The sequence below is a fragment of the Nocardia sp. NPDC050718 genome, from assembly GCF_040654235.1.
Lineage (GTDB): Bacteria > Actinomycetota > Actinomycetes > Mycobacteriales > Mycobacteriaceae > Nocardia.
This window is the reverse complement of record NZ_JBFAHQ010000002.1, coordinates 694,466-715,374: the sequence shown is the minus strand read 5'-3', so window position 1 is coordinate 715,374 and position 20,909 is coordinate 694,466. Positions and strand designations below refer to the sequence as shown.

Below are 20,909 nucleotides of genomic sequence, written 5' to 3'. Positions count from 1 at the left end.
CACAGGATGACAGGGGTGTAATTTTCCGATAGCCCGGAGTTAGCCTTATCGACGACAGGATTGCACGCCAAAAACAGACCAGAGGTCTGGAAATGTGACGAAAGGGAAACCTGTTACTCGGGGGATCCCGTGCCGCGGGGCGCCGAGGCGACCGAATCCCGCGCGTCGGCATCGGGACCGCGACGGACCTTCACGAGGTACAGGCCGGCGATCACCAGCGCGGTGAGCACCAGCAGCACGGCCGTGATCAGCCCCCAGGACACCCCCTCGGGCTCCTCGAGCCGTCCGACGAAGGCCTGCAGGGCCTCCTCGGGATGGTTGCCCTTGTACTTGGCGGCGTCCTCGGCCCACTCCAGCCGCACCCGGCTGATGCCGTCGCTGTAGGTGCCGACCCAATCGTCACTGAAGACCGCGACGGTGCCCTGCGTGCTTTTACCCACCTCGGTGGCCAGGTCACGTAGGCTCGAGTCGTGGCCGGGGTTACCGGGAACGACGACGACGCTCAGCGGGATCCCCTCGGATCGCGCCTCGGCGACGATCGCCGCCAGTTTCTCCTGGTTCACGCCCTTGGGAGCGGCGACATGATTGTCGGCGAGATCGGACCGGACACTGCTCAGCACGGTATTCGGCGGCAGTTCCGCGGCCATCGGCGCAAAGGTGTGCAAGACGGTCATCTTCCATCCGGTCTGTCGAGCCTCGGCCGCCTACGTTGCGACGGGCATCCAACACTGCAGGGTGAGCGTCAACGCGTCATTCCCCGACTCGCTCGACTGGCACAGTAGCCGACGGTGCGCGCGGACATGGTCGCACGGCACACCCAACCGCCCCCGCGTATTTCATAGGACAAGCGTACTGTTAGGCTCGTACGGCGAGGAAACCGGCATCTCACGGCGCCGGAACCCCCTCCGAAGACGCGAGTCGCCGGCACAGCCCCGCCGGCGGCACACCCTCACACATGAGTGGAGCTGACGTGACGAAGATTGATACCTTCGGCGCCAAGGGCACGCTCGAGGTCGGAAGCAACTCCTACGAGATCTTCCGTCTCTCGGCTGTTCCCGGCACCGAGAAGCTGCCCTACGCCCTGAAGGTGCTGGCGGAGAACCTGCTGCGCACCGAGGACGGCGCCAACATCACCGCCGATCACATCCGCGCGATCGCGAACTGGGACCCCTCGGCGCAGCCGAGCGTCGAGATCCAGTTCACCCCCGCGCGCGTGATCATGCAGGACTTCACCGGCGTGCCCTGCATCGTCGACCTCGCCACCATGCGTGAGGCCGTCACCACCCTCGGCGGCGACCCGAGCAAGGTCAACCCGCTCTCCCCCGCCGACATGGTCATCGACCACTCGGTGATCCTGGACGTCTTCGGTCGCGCCGACGCGCTGGAGCGCAACGTCGAGCTCGAGTACGAGCGCAACGGCGAGCGCTACCAGTTCCTGCGCTGGGGCCAGGGCGCCTTCGACGACTTCAAGGTCGTCCCCCCGGGCATGGGCATCGTCCACCAGGTCAACATCGAGTACCTGGCCCCCACCGTCATGGTCCGCAACGGCCAGGCCTACCCCGACACCTGTGTGGGCACCGACTCGCACACCACCATGGTCAACGGCCTGGGCGTGCTGGGCTGGGGCGTGGGTGGCATCGAGGCCGAGGCCGCGATGCTGGGCCAGCCGGTCTCCATGCTGATCCCGCGCGTCGTCGGCTTCAAGCTGACCGGTGAGATCAAGCCGGGCGTCACCGCCACCGACGTGGTGCTCACCGTCACCGACATGCTGCGCAAGCACGGCGTCGTCGGCAAGTTCGTCGAGTTCTACGGCGCCGGTGTGTCCGAGGTGCCGCTGGCCAACCGCGCCACCCTGGGCAACATGAGCCCCGAGTTCGGCTCCACCGCGGCGATCTTCCCGATCGACGAGGAGACCATCAACTACCTGCGCCTGACCGGCCGCACCGACGAGCAGCTCGCGCTCGTCGAGGCGTACGCCAAGGAACAGGGCATGTGGCACAACGCCGACAACGAGCCCGCGTACTCGGAATACCTGGAGCTGGACCTGGGCACCGTCGTGCCGTCCATCGCCGGTCCGAAGCGCCCGCAGGACCGCATCCTGCTCAGCGACTCCAAGGCCGCCTTCCGCTCCGACATCGTCAACTACGTCGGCGAGGGCGAGCTCACCGCGCTGGACGAGGCCGGCGAGGAGTCCTTCCCGGCGTCGGATTCGGTCGCCGTGTCCGCGAACGCCGCCGACGACACCTACACCCCGGCCCACTCGGCCGCCAAGGGTGCCAACGGCCGTCCGTCCAAGCCGGTCGAGGTGCGCTCCGAGGAGCGCGGTGACTTCGTCCTCGATCACGGCGCCGTCGTGGTCGCGGGTATCACCTCCTGCACCAACACCTCCAACCCGTCGGTCATGCTGGGCGCCGCCCTGCTCGCCCGCAACGCGGTGGAGAAGGGCCTGTCGACCAAGCCGTGGGTGAAGACCAACATGGCGCCGGGCTCGCAGGTCGTCTCCGACTACTACGAGAAGGCCGGCCTGTGGCCCTACCTGGAGAAGCTGGGCTTCTTCGTCGGTGGCTACGGCTGCACCACCTGCATCGGTAACACCGGCCCGCTGCCCGAGGAGATCTCGGCCGCGATCAACGACAACGACCTCTCGGTCACCGCCGTGCTGTCGGGTAACCGCAACTTCGAGGGTCGTATCTCCCCCGACGTGAAGATGAACTACCTGGCCTCCCCGCCGCTGGTCATCGCGTACGCGCTCGCGGGCACCATGGACTTCGACTTCGAGACCGACGCCCTCGGCCAGGACACCGACGGCAACGACGTCTTCCTGAAGGACATCTGGCCCTCGGCCCAGGAGATCGACGACACCATCAAGGCGTCGATCAGCCAGGACATGTTCCGCAACTCCTACGCCACCGTCTTCGACGGCGACGCCCGCTGGCAGGGCCTGGCCACCCCGGAGGGCGACACCTTCGCGTGGGACGAGAAGTCGACCTACGTCCGCAAGGCGCCGTACTTCGACGGCATGTCGATGGAGCCGAGCCCGGTCACCGACATCAAGGGCGCCCGCGTCCTGGCGCTGCTGGGCGACTCGGTCACCACCGACCACATCTCCCCGGCGGGCCCGATCAAGCCCGGCACCCCCGCCGCGCAGTACCTCGACGCCAACGGTGTGGCCCGCAAGGACTACAACTCGCTGGGCTCGCGTCGTGGTAACCACGAGGTGATGATCCGCGGCACCTTCGCCAACATCCGGCTGCGCAACCAGCTGCTCGACGACGTCTCGGGTGGCTACACCCGCGACTTCACCCTCGAGGGCGGCCCGCAGGCGTTCATCTACGACGCCTCGCAGAACTACCAGGCCGCCGGCATCCCGCTGGTCGTGCTCGGTGGCAAGGAGTACGGTTCGGGCTCCTCGCGTGACTGGGCCGCCAAGGGCACCAGCCTGCTGGGCGTGAAGGCCGTCATCACCGAGTCGTTCGAGCGTATCCACCGCTCCAACCTCATCGGCATGGGCGTTGTGCCGCTGCAGTTCCCGGCCGGCCAGTCGGCCGCGTCGCTGGGCCTGACCGGCACCGAGACCTTCGACATCGAGGGCATCACCGCCCTCAACGAGGGTGTCACCCCGAAGACCGTCAAGGTCACCGCCACCGCGGAAGACGGCAAGGTCACCACGTTCGACGCGGTCGTCCGCATCGACACCCCCGGTGAGGCCGACTACTACCGCAACGGCGGCATCCTGCAGTACGTCCTGCGCAACATGATCCGCGGCTAACACCTCGGTGTCCGGTGGTGCAGTATCGAATGATGCTGCACCACACGGGCATCCGGTCACGGATGCCCTGTTCGCGACAGCCCCCGTCTCGGAGTTCCGGGGCGGGGGTCCGTGTATTCCCCGTTGGAGGACTCATGCCCAAGGTCAGCGACGACCACCTCGCCGCCCGCCGCAGCCAGATCCTCGACGGCGCACGGCGCTGCTTCGCCGAATACGGCTACGACGGCGCCACGGTGCGCCGTCTGGAAGAGGCCATCGGCCTCTCGCGCGGCGCCATCTTTCACCACTTCCGCGACAAGGACGCGCTGTTCTTCGCCCTGGCCAAGGACGACGCCGAGCGCATGGCCGAGGTCGCGGCCAACCAGGGCATCGTGCAGGTCATGCGCGACATGCTCGCCCGCCCCGAGGAATTCAACTGGCTGGGCACCCGGCTCGAGATCGCCCGCCGGGTCCGCACCGACCCCGAGTTCCGCGCGGGCTGGACCCAGCGCTCGGCCGAGCTCACCGCGGCCACCCTGGCCCGCCTGGAACGCCGCAAGGCCGCGGGCGCGCTGCGTGACGACGTCCCCACCGACGTCCTGCTCGGCTACCTGGACCTCGTGCTGGACGGCTTGATCGCCCGGATCGCCTCCGGCCACACCGACGACAACCTCTCCGCCGTCCTCGATCTCGTCGAAGCCTCGGTCCGCCGCCGCGACTGAGGCCGAAACCCGAACCGCCGCACCGTTCTTCCGGGAACGATGCGGCGGTGGCACTGTGCAGTGGCAGGCACCGGGTATTCGGTCAGGCTCCCGGCCGTTTGCCGTGGTTGGCCTTCTTCTTGCGGCGGGCCCGCTTCTTGGATGCGCGCTTGGACATCAGGCGGTCACCAGCAGTCCGTTGGACCAGGCGGCCAGTCGTGTGCGAGCCCGCGAATTGCGGACCAGCCCGGCGGGTATGGCGGATTCGGTACCGACGTAATAGCCGCCGTCGAGGACCGGGAACGCGGGATCGGCCAGTGCCGCGATGACCTCGGCGGCCTCCTCCAGCGGCGCATCGACGTGGGAACGCAGGTAGGGCATATCGATCTCGAACTCGGCGGGGTGCACACTCACCGCGGTGAGGCCACCCGGTCCGGTCTCGGCGAGCGAGCGGGTGAACATGGTCAGCGCCAGCTTGGACTGCGCGTAGACCGCGGTGGGAGCGTAGATCCCACGCTTGCGGTCCAGGTCGGAGTAGTCGATGTTCCCGCCGACGTGCATCCGCGACGTCACACTGACCACCCGGCCGCGGGCGGCGGCGAGCGCGTCGACCAGCGCCATCGTCAGACGTTGCGGTGCCAGATAATTGACCTGCAGGGTCAGCTCGAAGCCGTCCTCGGTGTGGGTGCGGCCGGGCGCGCCGGGGACGGACGCGGCGTTCACCAGGACATCGAGCGCGGGCAGCTCGGCGCACAGCCGCGTGGCGAGCTCGTCGACCTCCCCGAGCCGCCGGAAGTCGGCGGTCACCATGCGGATGGAGCGCGGGTCGATCCCGTCGGCGACCAAGCGGTCGAGCGTGCGTTCGGCGTTGTGCCGATCGTGGGTGTGCAGGATCAGCGACGCGCCTTCGGCGGCGAACCGCAGGGCGGTCGAGTAGCCGAGGCGGCCGTCGGCACCGGTGACCAGGACCAGCCGGTCACCAGGTACGGATGCAGACATTGTTCTCCCATCGGAAAAGGGGCGCAGGGCGGACGAAAGCCGCATGCGCACAGTGGAATTCGGCCACCGGCAGCACGCACGGTGACTCGGATGAAGATGCAGGGGGACCGGGTACAGCCAACCGGACCGGCAGCACGCGGCGGGGAGCCGACGACTGCCACATGGCATCGGTGGTGCTCGGTGATGAACCGCGCCGACGGCGCGGTGGCGGTCAGGCCGCCGGACTCGGGGGCTCGTCCTCACTGCCGAAGCCGACGAGCTCCAGCGCGGACGGCACGAGATGACCGCCACACCACGTGCAGCGCTGGAGCACTGCACCCGAAGTCGCGGTCATGCCAGTCATACAACCGGCGCGCACCACACCGGGCAAGATGTCGCACCCCGGTTTGACGTTTCCCTTGCACCCGGATTGCCCTCGGCGGGATGTGCGAGGCGAGACGTTGCGCGGGTCGGGATCGGCTAGTCGCCGAGGCTTCTCAGCATGATGCGGGCGATGCGATCCAGCGATTCCCGATCGGCGGGGTCGAGCACCGACAGCATGCGTGTCTCGTTCTCGGTGTGCGCGGCGACCACCACGTCGACGAGCGCGCGCCCCTCCTCGGTGAGCGCGACCCGCACCGCCCTGCGGTCGGCCCGATCGGCGATCCGGCGCACCAGCCCGGCCGCTTCCAGCCGATCGATCCGCCCGGTCATCCCGGCGCGCGAGAGCATCAGGGTATCGGCGAGCACCGAGGGGTTGAGCTCGCACGGCGCGCCCGAACGTCGCAGCGCCGCAAGCACGTCGAACTCACCACGCTGCAGGCCGTGCGCGGTGAACACGGCCTCGATGCGGGCCGTCGCCACGACCATCAGCCTGCCGAGCCGTCCGAAGACGGCCATCGCGGCCAGGTCGAGGTCGGGGCGTTCGCGGCGCCACTGGGCGGCGATGGCGTCGACGGCATCCGGATCATCCATGGACACGATTCTATTCGCTGCGATATAGTTTGGCAGCGAACTATCAACCAGCGAATGGAATGGCCATGACGAACGCTCGCGACATCGCCCTCTGCCTCCCCGAGGACGCGGAGACCCTCGGCACCGACGCCGTGCGGATGCGCCTGCTCACCGACGCCGACGCCAGCGACGGCACCGTCAGCACGCTGGAGGTCACCATGGCCCAGGGCGCCGACGGCGCGGCACCGCACTTCCACACCCGCTCCGACGAGCTGTTCTACGTCGCCGACGGCGAACTCCAGGTCCTCGCGGGAGACCGCATCCTCACCGTCGGCGCCGGCGGCTCGCTGGTGGTTCCCCGGCACATGCCGCACGCCTTCGGCGCCACTCCCGACAGCGGCGCCCGCATCCTCATCGCCCTGATGCCCGGCGTGCAGCGATTCGAGTACTTCCGCCTGCTCGACCGCCTGATCCGCGGCGAGGCGACGCACGACGAATTCCTCGCCGCCCAGGACGAATTCGACAACCACTTCGTCGACGCCCCCGCCTGGCGGGCCGAACGCGCCGCGCAGCGCCGCTGACCGTCATACCGAACCTGTCGGTCTGTGTCACAGATTGCAGGCGCGGCGGGAACAATCGTGGCGAAGCCGCCGGTTATACGCCGTATGACATTCTCCGTACCGGTCCTCGTCCGCGGCTACGAGCTCGATACCCAGGGTCATCTCAACCACGCCGTCTACCACCAGTACGGCGAGCACGCCCGCTGGGAACTGATGCGGGCGGCGGGCATCCCGCAGGACAAGTTCCTCGCCACCGGGATCGGCGCGGTCGTGCTCGAGTCGACGATCAAGTACCGGCGCGAGCTGCGCGGCGGCGACGAGGTGACCGTGACGGCCGCCTGCGAGTGGGACGGCGGCAAAGTCTTCCGCTTCCAGCACCAGATCATCAAACTCGACGGCACGGTGTCCGCCGAGATCACCGTGGTGGCGGGCGCGATGGATCTGACCGCGCGCAAGCTGGTCCCCAACCCGGCCGAGCACTTCCGCGGGCTGGCCGAGCGCCCGGAGCTCCTCGGCCTCTGACACGTCCCGACACGGCCCGGATCGCCGGCAATCTCGCGGCGATGCGGGCCGTCGCCGTCTCCACCATCGTTTGCTGATCGATTGCCGATGCGACGGGGCGATCCCCGGCTGAGTTGCCCGAAATTCTCTCCCCGCTAGGCGATCACGCGCCGCTCGGCGGTTTGCCCGGGGCTCCGCAAATCTCGCGAACCGGCTCGGCGCGACGCGCTCGCGCGCTATGATCCGTAGCACCTTCGGGGGTTCTGGCAAATCGCGAGCAGACGAGAAGATCGGAGTGAGTGCCCATGACCGACGCCATCCACCTCCCCGCTACCGCGTCGTCCCGAGATCGGGGCCCCGCCTTGCGCGGATTGCTGGTGGCCGAGTCCGATCGCGACATCTCGGTCCGGGTCGACGGTGGCACGTGGACCTTCGACCGGCGTGATGTCGTACGGCTTACCGAGGACCGCGCCGCCGCCGGGGAACGGCAGGTGCGGGTCGACATCCGGCCCGGCGCGACCGCCGATTTCACCCGCCGGATGCGGGTGGAACTGGTCGACCGCCCGATCACGCTGGCGCCCGATCCGTCCGAGGCACTCGGTGACGATCTGCTGGCCCAGGCCACTCGCACCTGGGCGACCAAGCTGCGGATCGCGGAGCGCGGCGGCGTCACCGGCGCCACGTTCACCTTCCGTGACGGCCTCAACTGCGACAGCCTCGACTGAACGGCCCACGGTCATGGAACGCGCGACCGACGCGGTGCTCATCGTCTCCGAAACAGACGACCTGCACGCCGATGCGCTGGCCGCCACGTTGCGAGAACACCACGGGCTCGACCCGATCCGGCTCGATCTGCGCGACTTCCCCAGGGAGACAGGCAGTTTCCGGCTCGACAAGGCAGGCACCAACCGCGCGCTCGCCCATGTCCACGGGCTCGACGACGTGCGCGCGGTCTGGTGGCGCAGGCCGCATCCGTGCCAGGTGCCGCACGGCGTGCGCGCCGCCGACGACGAGTTCCGCCAGGCCGAGTGCGACGGGTTCCTGCAGGGCATGCTGTGGTCGATCCCGGCGTACTGGGTCAACGATCCGGCCGCCGAGCGCACCGCCAGCCGCAAGATCGTCCAGCTCGAGACCGCGCAGCGCGCCGGGTTCACCATACCGGAGACCCTGATCACCAACGACCCGGACGAAGCCCGCAGTTTCGTCGAATCCCGTTCCGGCCCAGTGGTGTACAAGCGCACCGGCACCGGGCGCGGCGAGTTCTCCGAGACCAGGATCATCACCAGGCCGGAGCTGAGCAGGCTCGGCACGATCCGGTCGACCCCGACCACGTTCCAGGACTACGTCGAGGCCAGCTGCGATCTGCGGGTGGTGTGGGTCGACGGCATCGAGTGGTCGGTGCGCATCGATTCGCAGGCCGGCGTCGGCCGGGTCGATTCCCGGCTCGACACCTCGGTCGGCTTCGCCCGCGACCGGCTGCCCGCCCCGGTCAGCAAGTCGCTGGCCACCCTGATGGGCGCCCTCGGGCTGAGCTTCGGCGTCGTGGACCTGCGACTGGGCACCGACGGGGAGTACTACTTCCTCGAGGTCAATCCGCAGGGGCAGTTCGCCTATCTCGAGATCAAGACGGGCCTGCCGCTGTTCGCCAGCCTGGCGAACCTGCTGGTGCGCGGGGACGGTGCCGTCCCCGGGTGGTGAGCGCGCCTCAGTCGGCCGGATTCTTGCGCCGGTTGGCGCCGCCGCGGCCGCGCAACTCGACGTGCGATTCGACCAGCACATTGTGAATGAAGCCGTACGAGCGGCCGGTGGCCCTGGCCAGTGAGCGGATGCTCGCGCCCGCCTCGTACTGCTTCTTCAGCTGGGACTGCAGCCGGTCGCGGGACTTGCCCGTGACCCGGGTGCCCTTTCCCAGCGCGGCCTTGCCGATCGTCGTCTTGCCCTTGGCCGACCTAGCGGCCTGTCTCGCACTGTCGCTCATGGCTTCCTCCGAGTCGCCGAGCAGCTGATTCCAGGCTAGACACTCCGGAGTCGGTGATCAACGAAAACAGTGATGAAACTCACGCGAGTGCCGCGAGTTCCCTCCCGACACAGCGTTTCACGCGCGACACACCGCCGTCACGGCCTCGGCGCGACCGCCGCACGCCCCCCGACGGCTCAGGCGAGGTCGATCAGCTCGGCGTATTCCTTCGACCAGTGGTCCTCGGTGCCGTCCGGCAGCAGGATGACGCGTTCGGGGTTGAGCGCTTCGGCCGCGCCCGGGTCGTGGGTCACCAGGACGACGGCGCCCGCGTAGGTGCGCAGCGCCTCCAGCACCTGCTCACGCGAGATCGGGTCGAGGTTGTTGGTCGGCTCGTCGAGCAGCAGCACGTTGGCCGCCGAGGACACCAGCCCGGCCAGCGCCAGCCGGGTCTTCTCACCGCCCGACAGCGTGCCCGCGGGCTGCTCGAGCTGCGGGCCGGTGAACATGAAGGCACCGAGCAGACTGCGCAGCTCCTGCTCGCCCGCGTCCGGGGACGCGTGCCGGATGTTCTCCCACACCGTCGCCTGATCGTCGAGGGTGTCGTGCTCCTGGGCGAAGTAGCCGACCTTGAGGCCGCGGCCCTGTTCGACACCGCCGGAGGTCGGCGTCTCGACGCCGGCCAGCAGCTTGAGCATGGTCGTCTTACCCGCGCCGTTGAGGCCGAGCACCACGACGCGGCTGCCCTTGTCGACGGCGAAGTTGACGCCGGTGAAGATCTCCAGCGACCCGTAGAGCTTGGTCAGGTTGTTCACCATGAGCGGTGTCTTGCTGCACGGCGCGGGCTCGGGGAAGCGGATGCGGGCGACCTTGTCGGCCACGCGCACGTCGTCGAGCTCGGCCATCAGCCGCTCGGCCCGGCGCACCATCTGGTGTGCCGCAGCGGCTTTGGTGGCCTTGGCGCCGAGCTTGGCGGCCTGCTGCCGCAGCGCGCTCGCCTTCTTCTCGGCGTTGGCGCGCTCGCGGACGCGTCGCTGTTCGTCGGTGGCGCGGGCGTCGAGGTACTTCTTCCAGCCCATGTTGTAGACGTCGGGCTCGCCGCGCACCGCGTCGAGGAACCACACCTTGTTGACCACGGCCTCGAGCAGTTCGACATCGTGGCTGATCACGATGAGGCCACCGTCGTGGTTCTGCAGGAACCCGCGCAGCCAGGTGATGGAGTCGGCGTCGAGGTGGTTGGTCGGCTCGTCGAGCAGCAGGATGCGATCGGAGCGACCACCCGAACCGTCGGAGGCCGAGAACAGGATGCGGGCCAGCTCGATCCGGCGGCGCTGACCACCGGAGAGGGTGCGCAGCTGCTGGCCGAGGACCCGGTCGGGCAGGCCGAGGCTGTTGCAGATGCGCGCGGCCTCGCTCTCGGCGACGTACCCGCCGAGCGAGGAGAACTGATCCTCGAGGCGGCCGTACTTGCGGATCGCCTTCTCGCGTTCCTTCTCGTCGACGACCTCGGCCATCAGCGCCTGCTGCTTCTCCATGTCCCGGATCAGCGTGTCCAGGCCGCGCGCGGAGAGCACCCGGTCGCGGGCGATCACGTCGAGATCGCCTTCCTTGGGGTCCTGCGGCAGGTAGCCGATCTCGGTGGAGCGCGTGATCTTGCCCGCGTACGGCTCACCCTCCCCCGCGAGGATGCGCAGGGTGGTGGTCTTGCCGGCGCCGTTGCGGCCGACCAGTCCGATCCGGTCGCCGGACTGCACCCGCAGCGCCGGCCCGGGGGCCGCGAGCAGGGTGCGGACTCCGGCCCGGACCTCCAGGTCGGTCGCCGTGATCACAGGGCTTCTCCTCGTGTCGCACAGAATGGTGACGCCGAACCGACCCATCGTGCACCGTCGGCCTCGGCAAGAACCACCCATTTTACCGTCCGCCGACGCGGCGGCCGAACCGGCGCCGCCGGGTGTGAGCGTGGTTACTCTCGTCGCATGACTACCGATCTACTTGGCAGGACCGCCCTCGTCACCGGAGCGAGCCGCGGCATCGGCCTCGCCACCGCCGCCGAACTCCTGCGCCGGGGGGCCAACGTGCTGATCACCGCGCGCAAGCCCGAGCCGCTGGAGGCCGCGGCGACCGAGCTGCGGGCGCTCGGGCACACGGGGCAGGTGAGCGCGCTCGCCGGCAACGCGGGCGACGCCGATGCCCGCGCCGAGGCCGTGGCCAGGGCGGTCGCGGAGTTCGGTTCGCTGGACATCCTGGTCAACAACACCGGCATCAACCCGGTCTACGGCGCGCTGATGGACGCCGACCTGGGCGCGGTCGGCAAGATCTTCGACGTCAACGTGGTGGCCTCGCTCGGCTACGTCCAGCAGGCCTACCGGGCGTGGATGGCCGAGCACGGCGGCGCGATCGTCAATGTGGCCAGCGTGGCCGGGATCCGGTCCTCGGGCGTCATCTCCGCCTACGGCGCCTCCAAGTCGGCGCTGATCCGGCTCACCGAGGAACTGGCCTGGCAGCTGGGCCCGAACATCCGCGTCAACGCGGTGGCGCCGGGCGTGGTGAAGACCAAGTTCGCCGACGCCCTGTACTCCGCCGACGAGGACCGCGCCGCGAGCGTCTACCCGCTCAAGCGCCTCGGCGTCCCGGAGGACGTGGCGAGGCTGATCGCGTTCCTGGTCTCCGACGAGGCCGCCTGGATCACCGGCGACTGCGTCCGGGTCGACGGCGGTCTGCTCGCCACCGGCGGTATCTGAACCACCCCCGCACACGCCCAGGGCGGCATCGGTGTCGCATGGATACCGATGCCGCCCAGCGGAACTACGTCGCCGGGGTCAGTCCGTGGACTCCCGTCCGGCGGCGGCGAGGCCCTCCTCGGCGCGGGCCGCTTCGGCGCGCGCGAGCGGATCGTTGACCAGCGGTTCGGCGTCGGCCACCGGCCTGCCGGTGGTGACGCCCAGCGGATCACGCACGGGGACATCGTGACTCAGCGACCGGCCGGCGCCGCCCTCGTCCAGGCCCCACCGATCGTGCAGGCGGCGCAGGAATTCCGGCGCGTACCAGTTGGCGTCGCCGAGCACCTTCATCGCGGCGGGCAGCAGGAACCCGCGCACCAGGGTGGCGTCGACGATGACCGCCAGCGGCAGGCCGATGCCGAAGGCCTTCATGAAGGTGATGTCGGAGGCCAGGAAGCCGAGGAACACCACCGAGATCAGGACCGCGGCGGCGGAGACGATGCGGCCGACCCGTTCCAGGCCGAGCGCGACGGCGGTGTCGTTCTTACCGGTCCGGTCGTACTCCTCGCGGATGCGCGAGAGCAGGAACACCTGGTAGTCCATCGCCAGGCCGAACGCCGCGGCGAACAGCATCACCGGCACCGTCGCGGCCAGATCGCCGGTGACGGTGAAGCCGAGCAGCCCGGACAGGTGCCCGTCCTGGAAGATCCACACCAGCGCGCCGAAGGTCGCGGTCAGGCTGAGCGCGCTCAGCACCACCGCGAGCACCGGCAGCACCACGCTGCCGGTGAGCGCGAACAGCACGATCAGCATCACGATCACCACGAAGCCGAGCGCCCAGGGCAGCGCGTCCTCGATGGCACCGATGGAGTCGACATTGGCGGCGGGCACGCCGCCGACCAGCAGCTCGCTCGGGGTCTCGACGGCCCGCACCTGCCCGACCAGGTCCGCCAGCGCCGCGCTCTCGGTGGTGGTGGGCACGATCGACAGGTAGACGGCCCGATCCGCCCGGAACCGGGCGTTGGCCGCGGTGGGACCGGCGAGCAGACCGCCCTGGGCGTAGCTGCCGGTCGCGGTGTCGACCCGGCGCACGTGCGCCAGATCCGACATCTGCCGGGCGATGGCGTCCACTCCGGCCGCGCTGTACGCGCTCTCGGGCAGCACGGCGACGAGGGGGTTCTGATCGCTCTCGCCGAAGTCGGCCTGCACGATCTCGGTGACCTGGCGCGACGGCATCGACGCGGGCAGGCTCCGCTCGTCGGGGAAGCCGAGCTGCACGCCGAGGAACGGCGCGCCCAGGATGAGCAGCAGCGCGGTCACGGCCAGGCCGATCGGGATCGGCCTGCGCATCACCGCGGTGGCCAGCTTGTGCCAGGCGCCCTCACCGGGGGCCGGGCGCGGCGCCCGCAGGAACCACCAGCCCATCTGGCCCTTGTCGATGCGGGTGCCGAGCAGCAGCAGGGTGGCGGGCAGCACGGTCAGCGAGACCGTCGCGGCCAGCGCCGCGACGACGATGCCCGCGTACCCCATCGACCGGATGGCGAGCAGCGGGAAGAACAGCAGGCCCGCGAGCGCGACGGCGACGGTCAGCGCCGAGAACGCGACGGTGCGCCCCGCGGTGCGCAGGGTGGTCGCCACCGCACCGGCCGGGGTGCGGCCCTCGGACAGTTCGTCGCGATAACGGTTGACGATCAGCAGGCTGTAGTCGATGGCGAGACCGAGACCGAGCAGCGTGGCCACATTGGTCGCGCTGACCGAGAGCGGGGTGAACAGGGTGAGCACCCACAGCGCGCCCATGGTCGTCACCACGGTGAGGAACGCGACCAGCAGCGGCAGGCTCGCGGCGACCAGTCCGCCGAAGACGAACAGCAGCGCGATCAGCGTGAGCGGGAAGGCAATCGCCTCACCCTTGGCGATGTCGGCCTTGCCCTGTTCGACGGTCTCGTGCATGAGCATGGCGAAGCCGCCAGCCCTGACCTGCAGCGTCCCGTGGGTGCCGCTGAGCTCGTCGGCGATCGTGGCGACGCGGTCGTCGATCTCGCGTTCGGTGCCGAGCACGCTGGCCACGATGAGGCCCTGCTTGCCGTCGACGCTGCGCAGCGCGGGCTGGTGGGTGGTCCAGTAGGAGGCCACGTCGGTGACGCCGGGCCGTTCCTGCAGGTTGGCCACCAGGGCCGTGGCGGCCGCGGTGGATTCGGGGTCCTCCACCGAGGACTCGGTCTCCACGAGCAGCAGCAGGTTCGGCGGTGACTGCCCGAACTCGTCGCGCAGTACCGTCAGCGCCCGGCCGGATTCGCTGTCCGGGTCGGTGTATCCGCCGCCCTCCACCCGCTCGAACAGCGTGGCGCCGAGTGCGCCGAGCACCACCGCGAGCACCGCGAACACGCCGAGCACCCAGCGGCTGCGCCGCTTGGTGAATTCGAACACCGATATTCCCCTAACTAGTCACGCAACTGGGCGGCACGCACGTCGACGCGCGGGGCTGGGGGAACTCCCGGCCGGTCCGCCTCGTCGGCCCGAATCTGTTGGCGGGTCGGCGCGTTCGCTCGGCGATGGTAGCAACTTCGTGGCGGCGCCGCCGGGCCTCGGGCCGACCCCGCGGACGCTAGGCGGTTGCTCGCCCGCCGACTCCGGCCACCGAGGTCGCGAGCGTGCGGCGCAGACGCGGTGGGAGCGCGGCGAACAGCCCCCGCATCGCCGCCGCGGTACCGCGCAGATCGGCGTTCCCGGACAGGTACGCGCGCTGCAGCGGGGCGGGGAGCGCGAAGAACGCCTCGAAGAAGATCGGCAGGTCACGGGGCGGGAGCGCGAGCAGCGCGCGCAGCCCGGCCCGGCGCAGGGCGGCGACGGCCCGCGCCTGTGCGGTCCAGGGCGTGCCGCCCACCGCGACGGTGTCCGCGGCGCGCAACGCGGCCGCCACGCTGTAGCCGGTGGCGGGGTGGGTCATCCCGCCCGCCGCCCCGATCCGCCCCCGGCCGGGGGTACCGCCCTGCACCGGAAAACGCACCCGCTCGACCGGTTCCGTCCCGGCGAACGCGATGCCGCGGGCGCGCAGCCGATATTCCAGCCGCTCGCGCAGGACCGCGGGATCGAGCGCGGGTCTACCCGCGAGGCAGGTCTCCTCGACCAGGATCGTGTCCGGGCCGAGCGGGACCGCGTAGAGGAACGACGGCGGATCGTCGGGGCCGGTGCCGTTGTCGCGGCGCCAGTCCATGAACAGCGTCGGCTGATCGGGGGCGAGGGTGTCGCGGCGCAGGATCATCCCGTAGGCGGTCTGTTCGGCCCGGCGCGGCGATCGGGCCAGGCCGCGCGCGTCGAGCACCCGGCCGGTCAGTGTCCGTCCTGCGGCCGTGCGCACGGTGCGCGCGTCCAGGTCGACGACTCGGTCGGCGATCACCCGCGCGCCGTCGAGGGTCAGCGAGCGCTGCAACGCCGCGGTGTCGAACACCTGGTACGCGCGCTCGAGCCGGTGCTCCCCCACCGCCCAGGCCGTCGGCCGGTCGACGGTCGCGGCGACGACGGCGGGGTCCAGCCAGTCCGGGAGTTCGTCGGCCCAGGCCGCGTAGGTCGGCGTCCAGCCGCGCTCGGGGTGCGGGTCGATTGCCGTCACCGGCAGGCCGTGGGCCAGGGCGCGATGGGCCACCGCCCGGCCCGCGGGGCCGAGTCCGCAGATGATCACCTCGGCGTGCACCCGTCGATTGGATCAGACGCCGCTATTTCAAGCACCGCCGCGTCACGGCCGGGCACCGGTTCGGCGGCGTCGGCTCGCCCCCGCGCGATCTATCGGCCATCATGGGGAAATGAGATCGATCTGGAAGGGCTCGATCGCATTCGGGCTGGTCAATGTCCCGGTCAAGGTCTACACCGCGACCGAGGACCACGATATTCGGTTCCATCAGGTCCACGCCAAGGACGGCGGCCGGATCAAATACGACCGTGTCTGCCAGGTGTGCGGCAATTCCGTCCAGTATTCCGACATCGACAAGGCCTACGTCTCCGCCGACGGCGACCAGGTCGTGCTCACCGACGCCGATTTCGCGAAACTCCCAGCGGCGGAGAAACACGAGATCCCGGTGCTGGAATTCGTGCCCTCCGAGCAGATCGATCCGGTGCTGTTCGACAAGAGTTACTACCTCGAACCGGATTCGGCCACGCCCAAGGCCTATCAGTTGCTGGCCGCCACGCTCGAACGCATCGACAAGACCGCGCTGGTGCACTTCACGCTGCGGCAGAAGACCAGGCTCGCGGCGCTGCGGGTACGCGACGGCGTGCTCGTGCTGCAAACCCTGCTGTGGCCCGACGAGGTGCGCGCCGTCGACTTCCCCGCCCTCGACGACGCCCCCGCGCCGCGCCCGCAGGAACTGAAGATGGCCGAAACCCTGGTCGAGTCGATGTCGGGCGATTTCGATCCCACCGAATACACCGACGAATACCAGATCGAATTGCAGAAACTGCTCGACGAGGCGATCGCCAGCGGATCCGGCAAGGTCGAGACCGCCGCCTCGGCCGAACCCGCCGAACAACCCGATGCCGAGGTCGTCGATCTGGTCGCGGCGCTCCAGCGCAGCCTCGAGGCCAGCGGTCGCCGCGACGCCGACGCGGCACCAGCGCCCGCGAAGAAGGCGGCGAAGAAAGCGCCGGCCAAGAAAGCCGCGCCACGCAAAGCCGCGGCGAAGAAATCCACGGACGGCAAGACCGCGGCGCGCAAGGGCGCATAGGGCAGACTGGCCCGCATGGACTCCTCGATCGCTGTCGTGCCGATGGGGCTGGGACATCTGCGGCAAGTCCTCGACCTCGGCCACCAGGTGTTCGACACGACCACCAAGCCCTACACCTCGTGGTCGCTCACGGCGGTCGCCGAGCATCTGGACAGCCCCGACAACGCCTGCTGGGTCGCCCTCGACTCCGATCGGGTCGTCGGCTTCGTGCTCGGCTCGATGGAATTCGAGCACCGCGACGACTGGGCGTATCTGGAATGGATCGCGGTCGCCCCCGACATGCAGGGGCACGGCATCGCGCGGCGGCTGGTGAACGTGTGCTCGGAGGCGCTGTTCGCGCGCGGCGCCCGCCATATCGTCACCGATGTCGAGGACCGCAACAGCGCCTCGGCCGCGCTGATGACCAGCACCGGCTTCGTGCCCGCCGCGACCGTCACCCTGCTCGTGCGCCCGAACCCCGACGAGGCGGGCGGCGAGCAGCCGCTGCCGCCGATGTCGGCCACCACCCGCCACGACCTCATCCGGCGCGGCCGTTTGTCGGTGGAGCACCCACGCCGCTGAGCGGAGCGCCGTCGCTAGGACGGATCGGCGGGCACCACGCCCGCCGCGAGCGCGTCGCTGACCATCCGGGCGACGATGCGCGCGAGTTCGGGTGCGCGCGCGGGATCTTCGTCGAGCACGACGATCCAGGCGAACAGCGGACCGAGCAGTAGCGCCTGGGTGATCGCCGGATCGGGGCGCCGGGTCAGGTCGCCGCGGGCGATCGCGCGGTCGAGCAGCTCGCCGATGACGGAGCGTTCCACCGCCAGGTAGGTGGTGGTGAAGCGCTCGGTCAGCGTGGCGTCAGCCCGGATATCGGCGAGCAGCCCCGTCATCACGTCGGAGCCGGAGCGACTTAGTTGCTCGCCGATCCGCTCGATGAGCGCGCCCAGGTCACCCTCGAGTGTGCCGGTGTCGGCGGGCGGGGCCTCGTCCAGGTCGTGCAACACGACCGCGAACGTCATCTCCTGCTTGGTGGCGAAGCGGCGGTAGATCGTCGCCTTGCTCACCCCGGCCCGCGCCGCCACCGCGTCGACGGTGAGCGCCGCGTACCCGGACTCCGCCAGTACCCCGGTCACCGCCGCCGCGATCGCGGTGTCGACCCGGCTCTCGCGGGGGCGTCCGCCCGCTGATTTCGACGTCCTCATGCTCGCAGCATACGAAACTCCGATTCTCGTATGCGGCGATCCCTCCTCGCGGAACCTCGCCTCCAGCTCACGCGGCATCGCCTGCGGATCGGCCGGGTCGTCGGTCTCGAGTATCCCGGCCGCAGACGGCGCAGAACTCGCATCGTCCGCAAAGTAGTCGCACGTCCAGGAGTTGCCGAGGGTTTCGCTCGAGGCAACGCAAACCGTTGTTTCGGCGTACGAACGGCGGCTTGGATGACCGGGTTCATCCTCAGCGAGCAATTCGGGAGCATCAAGTGAAATTCCGGCGGGTACTGGCGATCCCGGTCCTGGTAGCAACCGCGGCCCTCACCCTCACGGCGTGCGGTTCGGACGACGCGGACTCCGGCACCGTGGTGCGCATCGGCACCACCGACAGGGACAAGGCCTGGGACGTCTTCGAGCAGAAGGCCAAGGAGCAGGGCATCACCCTGAAGATCACCAGCTTCTCCGACTACAAGCAGCCCAATGCCGCGTTGTCGCAGAAGCAGATCGACGTCAACCTGTTCCAGCACCTGCAGTTCCTCGGGCAGTACAACGTGGCGAGTTCGGACACGCTGACCCCGATCGGCGCGACCTACATCGTGCCGCTGGGCCTGTACTCCAAGAAGCACAAGGCGCTGGCCGACATCCCGGCCGGCGGTCAGATCGCGATCCCCAACGATCCGACCAACCAGGCCCGCGCGCTGTTCGTGCTGCAGGCCGCCGGGCTGCTGAAGCTGACCGGCACCTCCGCGCAGCCGACCCCCGCCGACATCGACAAGGGCGCCTCCAAGGTGACGGTGACCCCGGTCGACGCCGCGCAGACGGCACTGTCGCTGGCCTCGGTGGACGGCTCGGTGATCAACAACACCTTCCTGGACCGCGCCGGGATCGATCCGCATTCGGCGCTCTACAAGGACGATCCGAAGAACCCGGCCGCCGAGCCGTACATCAACGTGATCGTGACGCGGGCCGAGGACAAGACCGACCCGACCTACCTGAAACTGGTCGAGATCTGGAAGGACCCGGCCGTGGCCGCCGCACACGCGGAGGTCACCAAGAACACCGCGGTCGCCGTGACCCGCCCGGGCCCCGAGCTCGAGCAGATCCTCGACCGGGTGCAGCAGGGCATCCGCGCGAACAAGTGAGCGCACCCGACGCCGCGGTCGAATTCCGTTCGGTCAGCAAGGTCTTCGGCAGCGGCGCCGAGCGGCACGTCGCGCTCGACGACATCGATCTGCGGATCGAGGCGGGCGAGATCTTCGGGGTGATCGGCTACTCCGGGGCGGGCAAGTCGACCCTGGTCCGGCTGATCAATGCCCTGGAGAAGCCCACCTCGGGCACGATCACCGTCTCCGGCGCCCCGATCACCGGGGTGCCGGAGTCGGCGGTGCGCACCCTGCGCCGCGATATCGGCATGGTGTTCCAGCAGTTCAATCTGTTCCGCTCGCGCACGGCCGCGGGCAATATCGAATATCCGCTCAAGGTGGCGGGCTGGAAGCGCGCCGAACGCAAGGCGCGCGTCGCCGAGCTGCTCGACTTCGTCGGTCTCACCGAGAAGGCGCGCGCCTACCCCGACCAGCTCTCCGGCGGGCAGAAGCAGCGCGTCGGCATCGCCAGGGCACTGGCGACCTCGCCGTCGCTGCTGCTCGCCGACGAGGCGACCTCGGCGCTGGACCCGGAGACCACCGCCGAGGTGCTGCGGCTGCTGAAGAAGATCAACGCCGAGCTCGGGGTGACCATCGTGGTGATCACCCACGAGATGGACGTGATCCGCGCGGTCGCCGACCGGGTGGCGGTGCTGGCCGAGGGCCGGATCGTCGAGTTGTCGCCCACCTTCGACGTCTTCGCGGCGCCGCGGGCCGCGCCGACCCGGTCGTTCGTGGCCACCGTGCTGCACAACCGGCCCGACGCGGCCGAACTCGCGCGCCTGCGGGACCTGCACGGCGGCAGGCTGGTCACCGTCGACATCGACGACGACAGCGGGATCGGCGCCGCGCTGGCCGCCGCGACCGCCGCCGACGTGCGCTTCGAGATCGTCTACGGCGGGGTGAGCACGTTGCAGGACAAGACGTTCGGCAGCATCACGCTGGCGCTGCACGGCCCCGACGACGCGCTCGACCGCGTGGTCGCCGACCTGGAGCGGAAGGCGAGCTGATGGAGACCAACTGGGAGAAGCTGCAGCCCACGCTGTTCGAGGCGATCGGGACCACCGTCTATCTGGTCGGCGTGACCTTCGTCGTGGCCGGGGTGATCGGGCTGGCGCTCGGCACCGCGCTCTACACCACCCGCCGGGGCGGGCTGCTGGCGAACGCGCCGGTCTACCTGGTGCTCAATGTGCTGGTGAACGTGGTGCGCCCGATTCCGTTCATCATCCTGCTGGCGGCGCTGGGTCCGGTCACTCTCGAGGTCGTCGGCACCACGATCGGGACCGAGGCGGCGCTGTTCGTGATGATCGTCGCGGCGTCGTTCGGCATCGCCCGGATCGTGGAACAGAATCTGGTGACGGTCGATCCGGGCGTGCTCGAGGCAGCGCGCGCCGTCGGGGCCGGTCCGCTGCGGATCATTCTCACGCTGCTGATTCCGGAAGCGCTCGGGCCGCTGATCCTCGGCTATACCTTCGTGGTCATCTCGATCGTGGACATCTCCGCCATGGCGGGCACGGTCGGCGGCGGCGGACTCGGCGATTTCGCGCTGGTCTACGGCTATCAGCAATTCGATTGGGAAGTCACGATCGTGGCGACGCTGATCATCATCGCCGGCGTGCAGGGTGTGCAGTTCTTCGGCAATTGGCTGGCCCGGAAGGTATTGCGGCGCTGAGAATATCGGTGGGTAAGAGAACGGGGTGCGGATCGATTCGATCCGCACCCCGTTGCCTCGATTCG

The 20,909-nt window shown here is 69.6% G+C and carries 20 protein-coding genes; 12 read left to right on the top strand and 8 right to left on the bottom strand.

The window, feature by feature from the left end; all coding sequences use genetic code 11:
- Window positions 1-113: 113 nt before the first annotated feature.
- Complete coding sequence (locus AB0H54_RS12805; protein ID WP_357345214.1) at window positions 114-674, bottom strand: DUF6676 family protein; 561 nt, start codon at window positions 672-674, stop codon at window positions 114-116.
- A 296-nt stretch (window positions 675-970) separates the two neighbouring features.
- On the opposite strand from AB0H54_RS12805, the gene acnA reads away from it, so the two are divergent.
- Window positions 971-3,769: an aconitate hydratase AcnA gene (gene acnA, locus AB0H54_RS12800; protein ID WP_355275966.1), complete on the top strand. Its 2,799-nt coding sequence runs from the start codon at window positions 971-973 to the stop codon at window positions 3,767-3,769.
- Between the two features lie 134 nt (window positions 3,770-3,903).
- On the top strand, window positions 3,904-4,470 hold the full coding sequence (locus AB0H54_RS12795; protein ID WP_019047713.1) for a TetR/AcrR family transcriptional regulator: 567 nt from the start codon (window positions 3,904-3,906) through the stop codon (window positions 4,468-4,470).
- A gap of 156 nt (window positions 4,471-4,626) precedes the next feature.
- Here AB0H54_RS12795 and AB0H54_RS12790 read toward each other — a convergent pair whose 3' ends face one another.
- On the bottom strand, window positions 4,627-5,448 hold the full coding sequence (locus AB0H54_RS12790) for an SDR family NAD(P)-dependent oxidoreductase (protein ID WP_357345211.1): 822 nt from the start codon (window positions 5,446-5,448) through the stop codon (window positions 4,627-4,629).
- 459 nt (window positions 5,449-5,907) lie between these two features.
- Entirely contained in the window at window positions 5,908-6,402 is a 495-nt protein-coding gene (locus AB0H54_RS12785) for a MarR family transcriptional regulator (RefSeq protein WP_355275969.1), read from the bottom strand.
- Window positions 6,403-6,539: 137 nt separating this feature from the next.
- Between AB0H54_RS12785 and AB0H54_RS12780 the strand changes: the two genes are divergently transcribed.
- From AB0H54_RS12780 to AB0H54_RS12765, 4 genes are all read left to right on the top strand, one after another.
- Window positions 6,540-6,962 (top strand): cupin domain-containing protein, encoded by a 423-nt coding sequence (locus tag AB0H54_RS12780; protein ID WP_357345734.1) that lies wholly within the window; start codon window positions 6,540-6,542, stop codon window positions 6,960-6,962.
- A gap of 84 nt (window positions 6,963-7,046) precedes the next feature.
- Complete coding sequence (locus tag AB0H54_RS12775; RefSeq protein WP_357345209.1) at window positions 7,047-7,463, top strand: acyl-CoA thioesterase; 417 nt, start codon at window positions 7,047-7,049, stop codon at window positions 7,461-7,463.
- Window positions 7,464-7,747: 284 nt separating this feature from the next.
- A complete protein-coding gene (locus AB0H54_RS12770) occupies window positions 7,748-8,167 on the top strand; it encodes a hypothetical protein (RefSeq protein ID WP_355275973.1) in 420 nt (139 codons plus the stop codon).
- Between the two features lie 13 nt (window positions 8,168-8,180).
- The gene (locus AB0H54_RS12765; RefSeq protein ID WP_355275975.1) at window positions 8,181-9,140 is read left to right on the top strand and encodes an MvdC/MvdD family ATP grasp protein; all 960 of its coding nucleotides are present in this window, start codon (window positions 8,181-8,183) and stop codon (window positions 9,138-9,140) included.
- Window positions 9,141-9,147: 7 nt separating this feature from the next.
- Here AB0H54_RS12765 and AB0H54_RS12760 read toward each other — a convergent pair whose 3' ends face one another.
- Window positions 9,148-9,420, bottom strand: coding sequence for a helix-turn-helix domain-containing protein (locus AB0H54_RS12760; protein WP_019047730.1), 273 nt, complete (start codon window positions 9,418-9,420; stop codon window positions 9,148-9,150).
- Window positions 9,421-9,596: 176 nt separating this feature from the next.
- On the bottom strand, window positions 9,597-11,228 hold the full coding sequence (locus tag AB0H54_RS12755; protein WP_355275979.1) for an ABC-F family ATP-binding cassette domain-containing protein: 1,632 nt from the start codon (window positions 11,226-11,228) through the stop codon (window positions 9,597-9,599).
- Between the two features lie 147 nt (window positions 11,229-11,375).
- Between AB0H54_RS12755 and AB0H54_RS12750 the strand changes: the two genes are divergently transcribed.
- Window positions 11,376-12,140 (top strand): SDR family oxidoreductase, encoded by a 765-nt coding sequence (locus AB0H54_RS12750; RefSeq protein ID WP_357345206.1) that lies wholly within the window; start codon window positions 11,376-11,378, stop codon window positions 12,138-12,140.
- 78 nt (window positions 12,141-12,218) lie between these two features.
- Here the strand turns inward: AB0H54_RS12750 and AB0H54_RS12745 are convergent, their stop codons facing one another.
- Both AB0H54_RS12745 and AB0H54_RS12740 read right to left on the bottom strand, forming a co-directional pair.
- On the bottom strand, window positions 12,219-14,546 hold the full coding sequence (locus AB0H54_RS12745; protein ID WP_357345204.1) for an MMPL family transporter: 2,328 nt from the start codon (window positions 14,544-14,546) through the stop codon (window positions 12,219-12,221).
- Window positions 14,547-14,724: 178 nt separating this feature from the next.
- Window positions 14,725-15,810: a lycopene cyclase family protein gene (locus AB0H54_RS12740; protein WP_357345202.1), complete on the bottom strand. Its 1,086-nt coding sequence runs from the start codon at window positions 15,808-15,810 to the stop codon at window positions 14,725-14,727.
- A gap of 109 nt (window positions 15,811-15,919) precedes the next feature.
- On the opposite strand from AB0H54_RS12740, the gene AB0H54_RS12735 reads away from it, so the two are divergent.
- Together AB0H54_RS12735 and AB0H54_RS12730 are read left to right on the top strand one after the other, a co-directional pair.
- Window positions 15,920-16,837, top strand: a complete 918-nt coding sequence (locus AB0H54_RS12735) for a Ku protein (protein WP_357345732.1) — start codon at window positions 15,920-15,922, stop codon at window positions 16,835-16,837.
- Between the two features lie 15 nt (window positions 16,838-16,852).
- Entirely contained in the window at window positions 16,853-17,398 is a 546-nt protein-coding gene (locus AB0H54_RS12730) for a GNAT family N-acetyltransferase (protein ID WP_218718217.1), read from the top strand.
- A 14-nt stretch (window positions 17,399-17,412) separates the two neighbouring features.
- On the opposite strand, the gene AB0H54_RS12725 is transcribed toward AB0H54_RS12730, so the two are convergent.
- Window positions 17,413-18,024, bottom strand: coding sequence for a TetR/AcrR family transcriptional regulator (locus AB0H54_RS12725; RefSeq protein WP_357345199.1), 612 nt, complete (start codon window positions 18,022-18,024; stop codon window positions 17,413-17,415).
- 308 nt (window positions 18,025-18,332) lie between these two features.
- On the opposite strand from AB0H54_RS12725, the gene AB0H54_RS12720 reads away from it, so the two are divergent.
- Genes AB0H54_RS12720 through AB0H54_RS12710 form a run of 3 tightly spaced genes read left to right on the top strand, consistent with a single transcriptional unit; the run spans window position 18,333 to window position 20,844 of the window.
- Window positions 18,333-19,172 (top strand): MetQ/NlpA family ABC transporter substrate-binding protein, encoded by an 840-nt coding sequence (locus AB0H54_RS12720; protein ID WP_357345730.1) that lies wholly within the window; start codon window positions 18,333-18,335, stop codon window positions 19,170-19,172.
- A complete protein-coding gene (locus AB0H54_RS12715) occupies window positions 19,169-20,182 on the top strand; it encodes a methionine ABC transporter ATP-binding protein (protein WP_357345197.1) in 1,014 nt (337 codons plus the stop codon). Before AB0H54_RS12720 ends, AB0H54_RS12715 begins: the two co-directional genes overlap by 4 nt.
- Window positions 20,182-20,844 carry a methionine ABC transporter permease gene (locus AB0H54_RS12710; RefSeq protein ID WP_357345195.1) on the top strand — a complete coding sequence of 221 codons (663 nt, stop codon included), beginning with the start codon at window positions 20,182-20,184 and terminating at the stop codon, window positions 20,842-20,844. The genes AB0H54_RS12715 and AB0H54_RS12710 overlap by 1 nt, the downstream gene beginning before the upstream one ends.
- The last annotated feature ends 65 nt before the right edge of the window (window positions 20,845-20,909 follow it).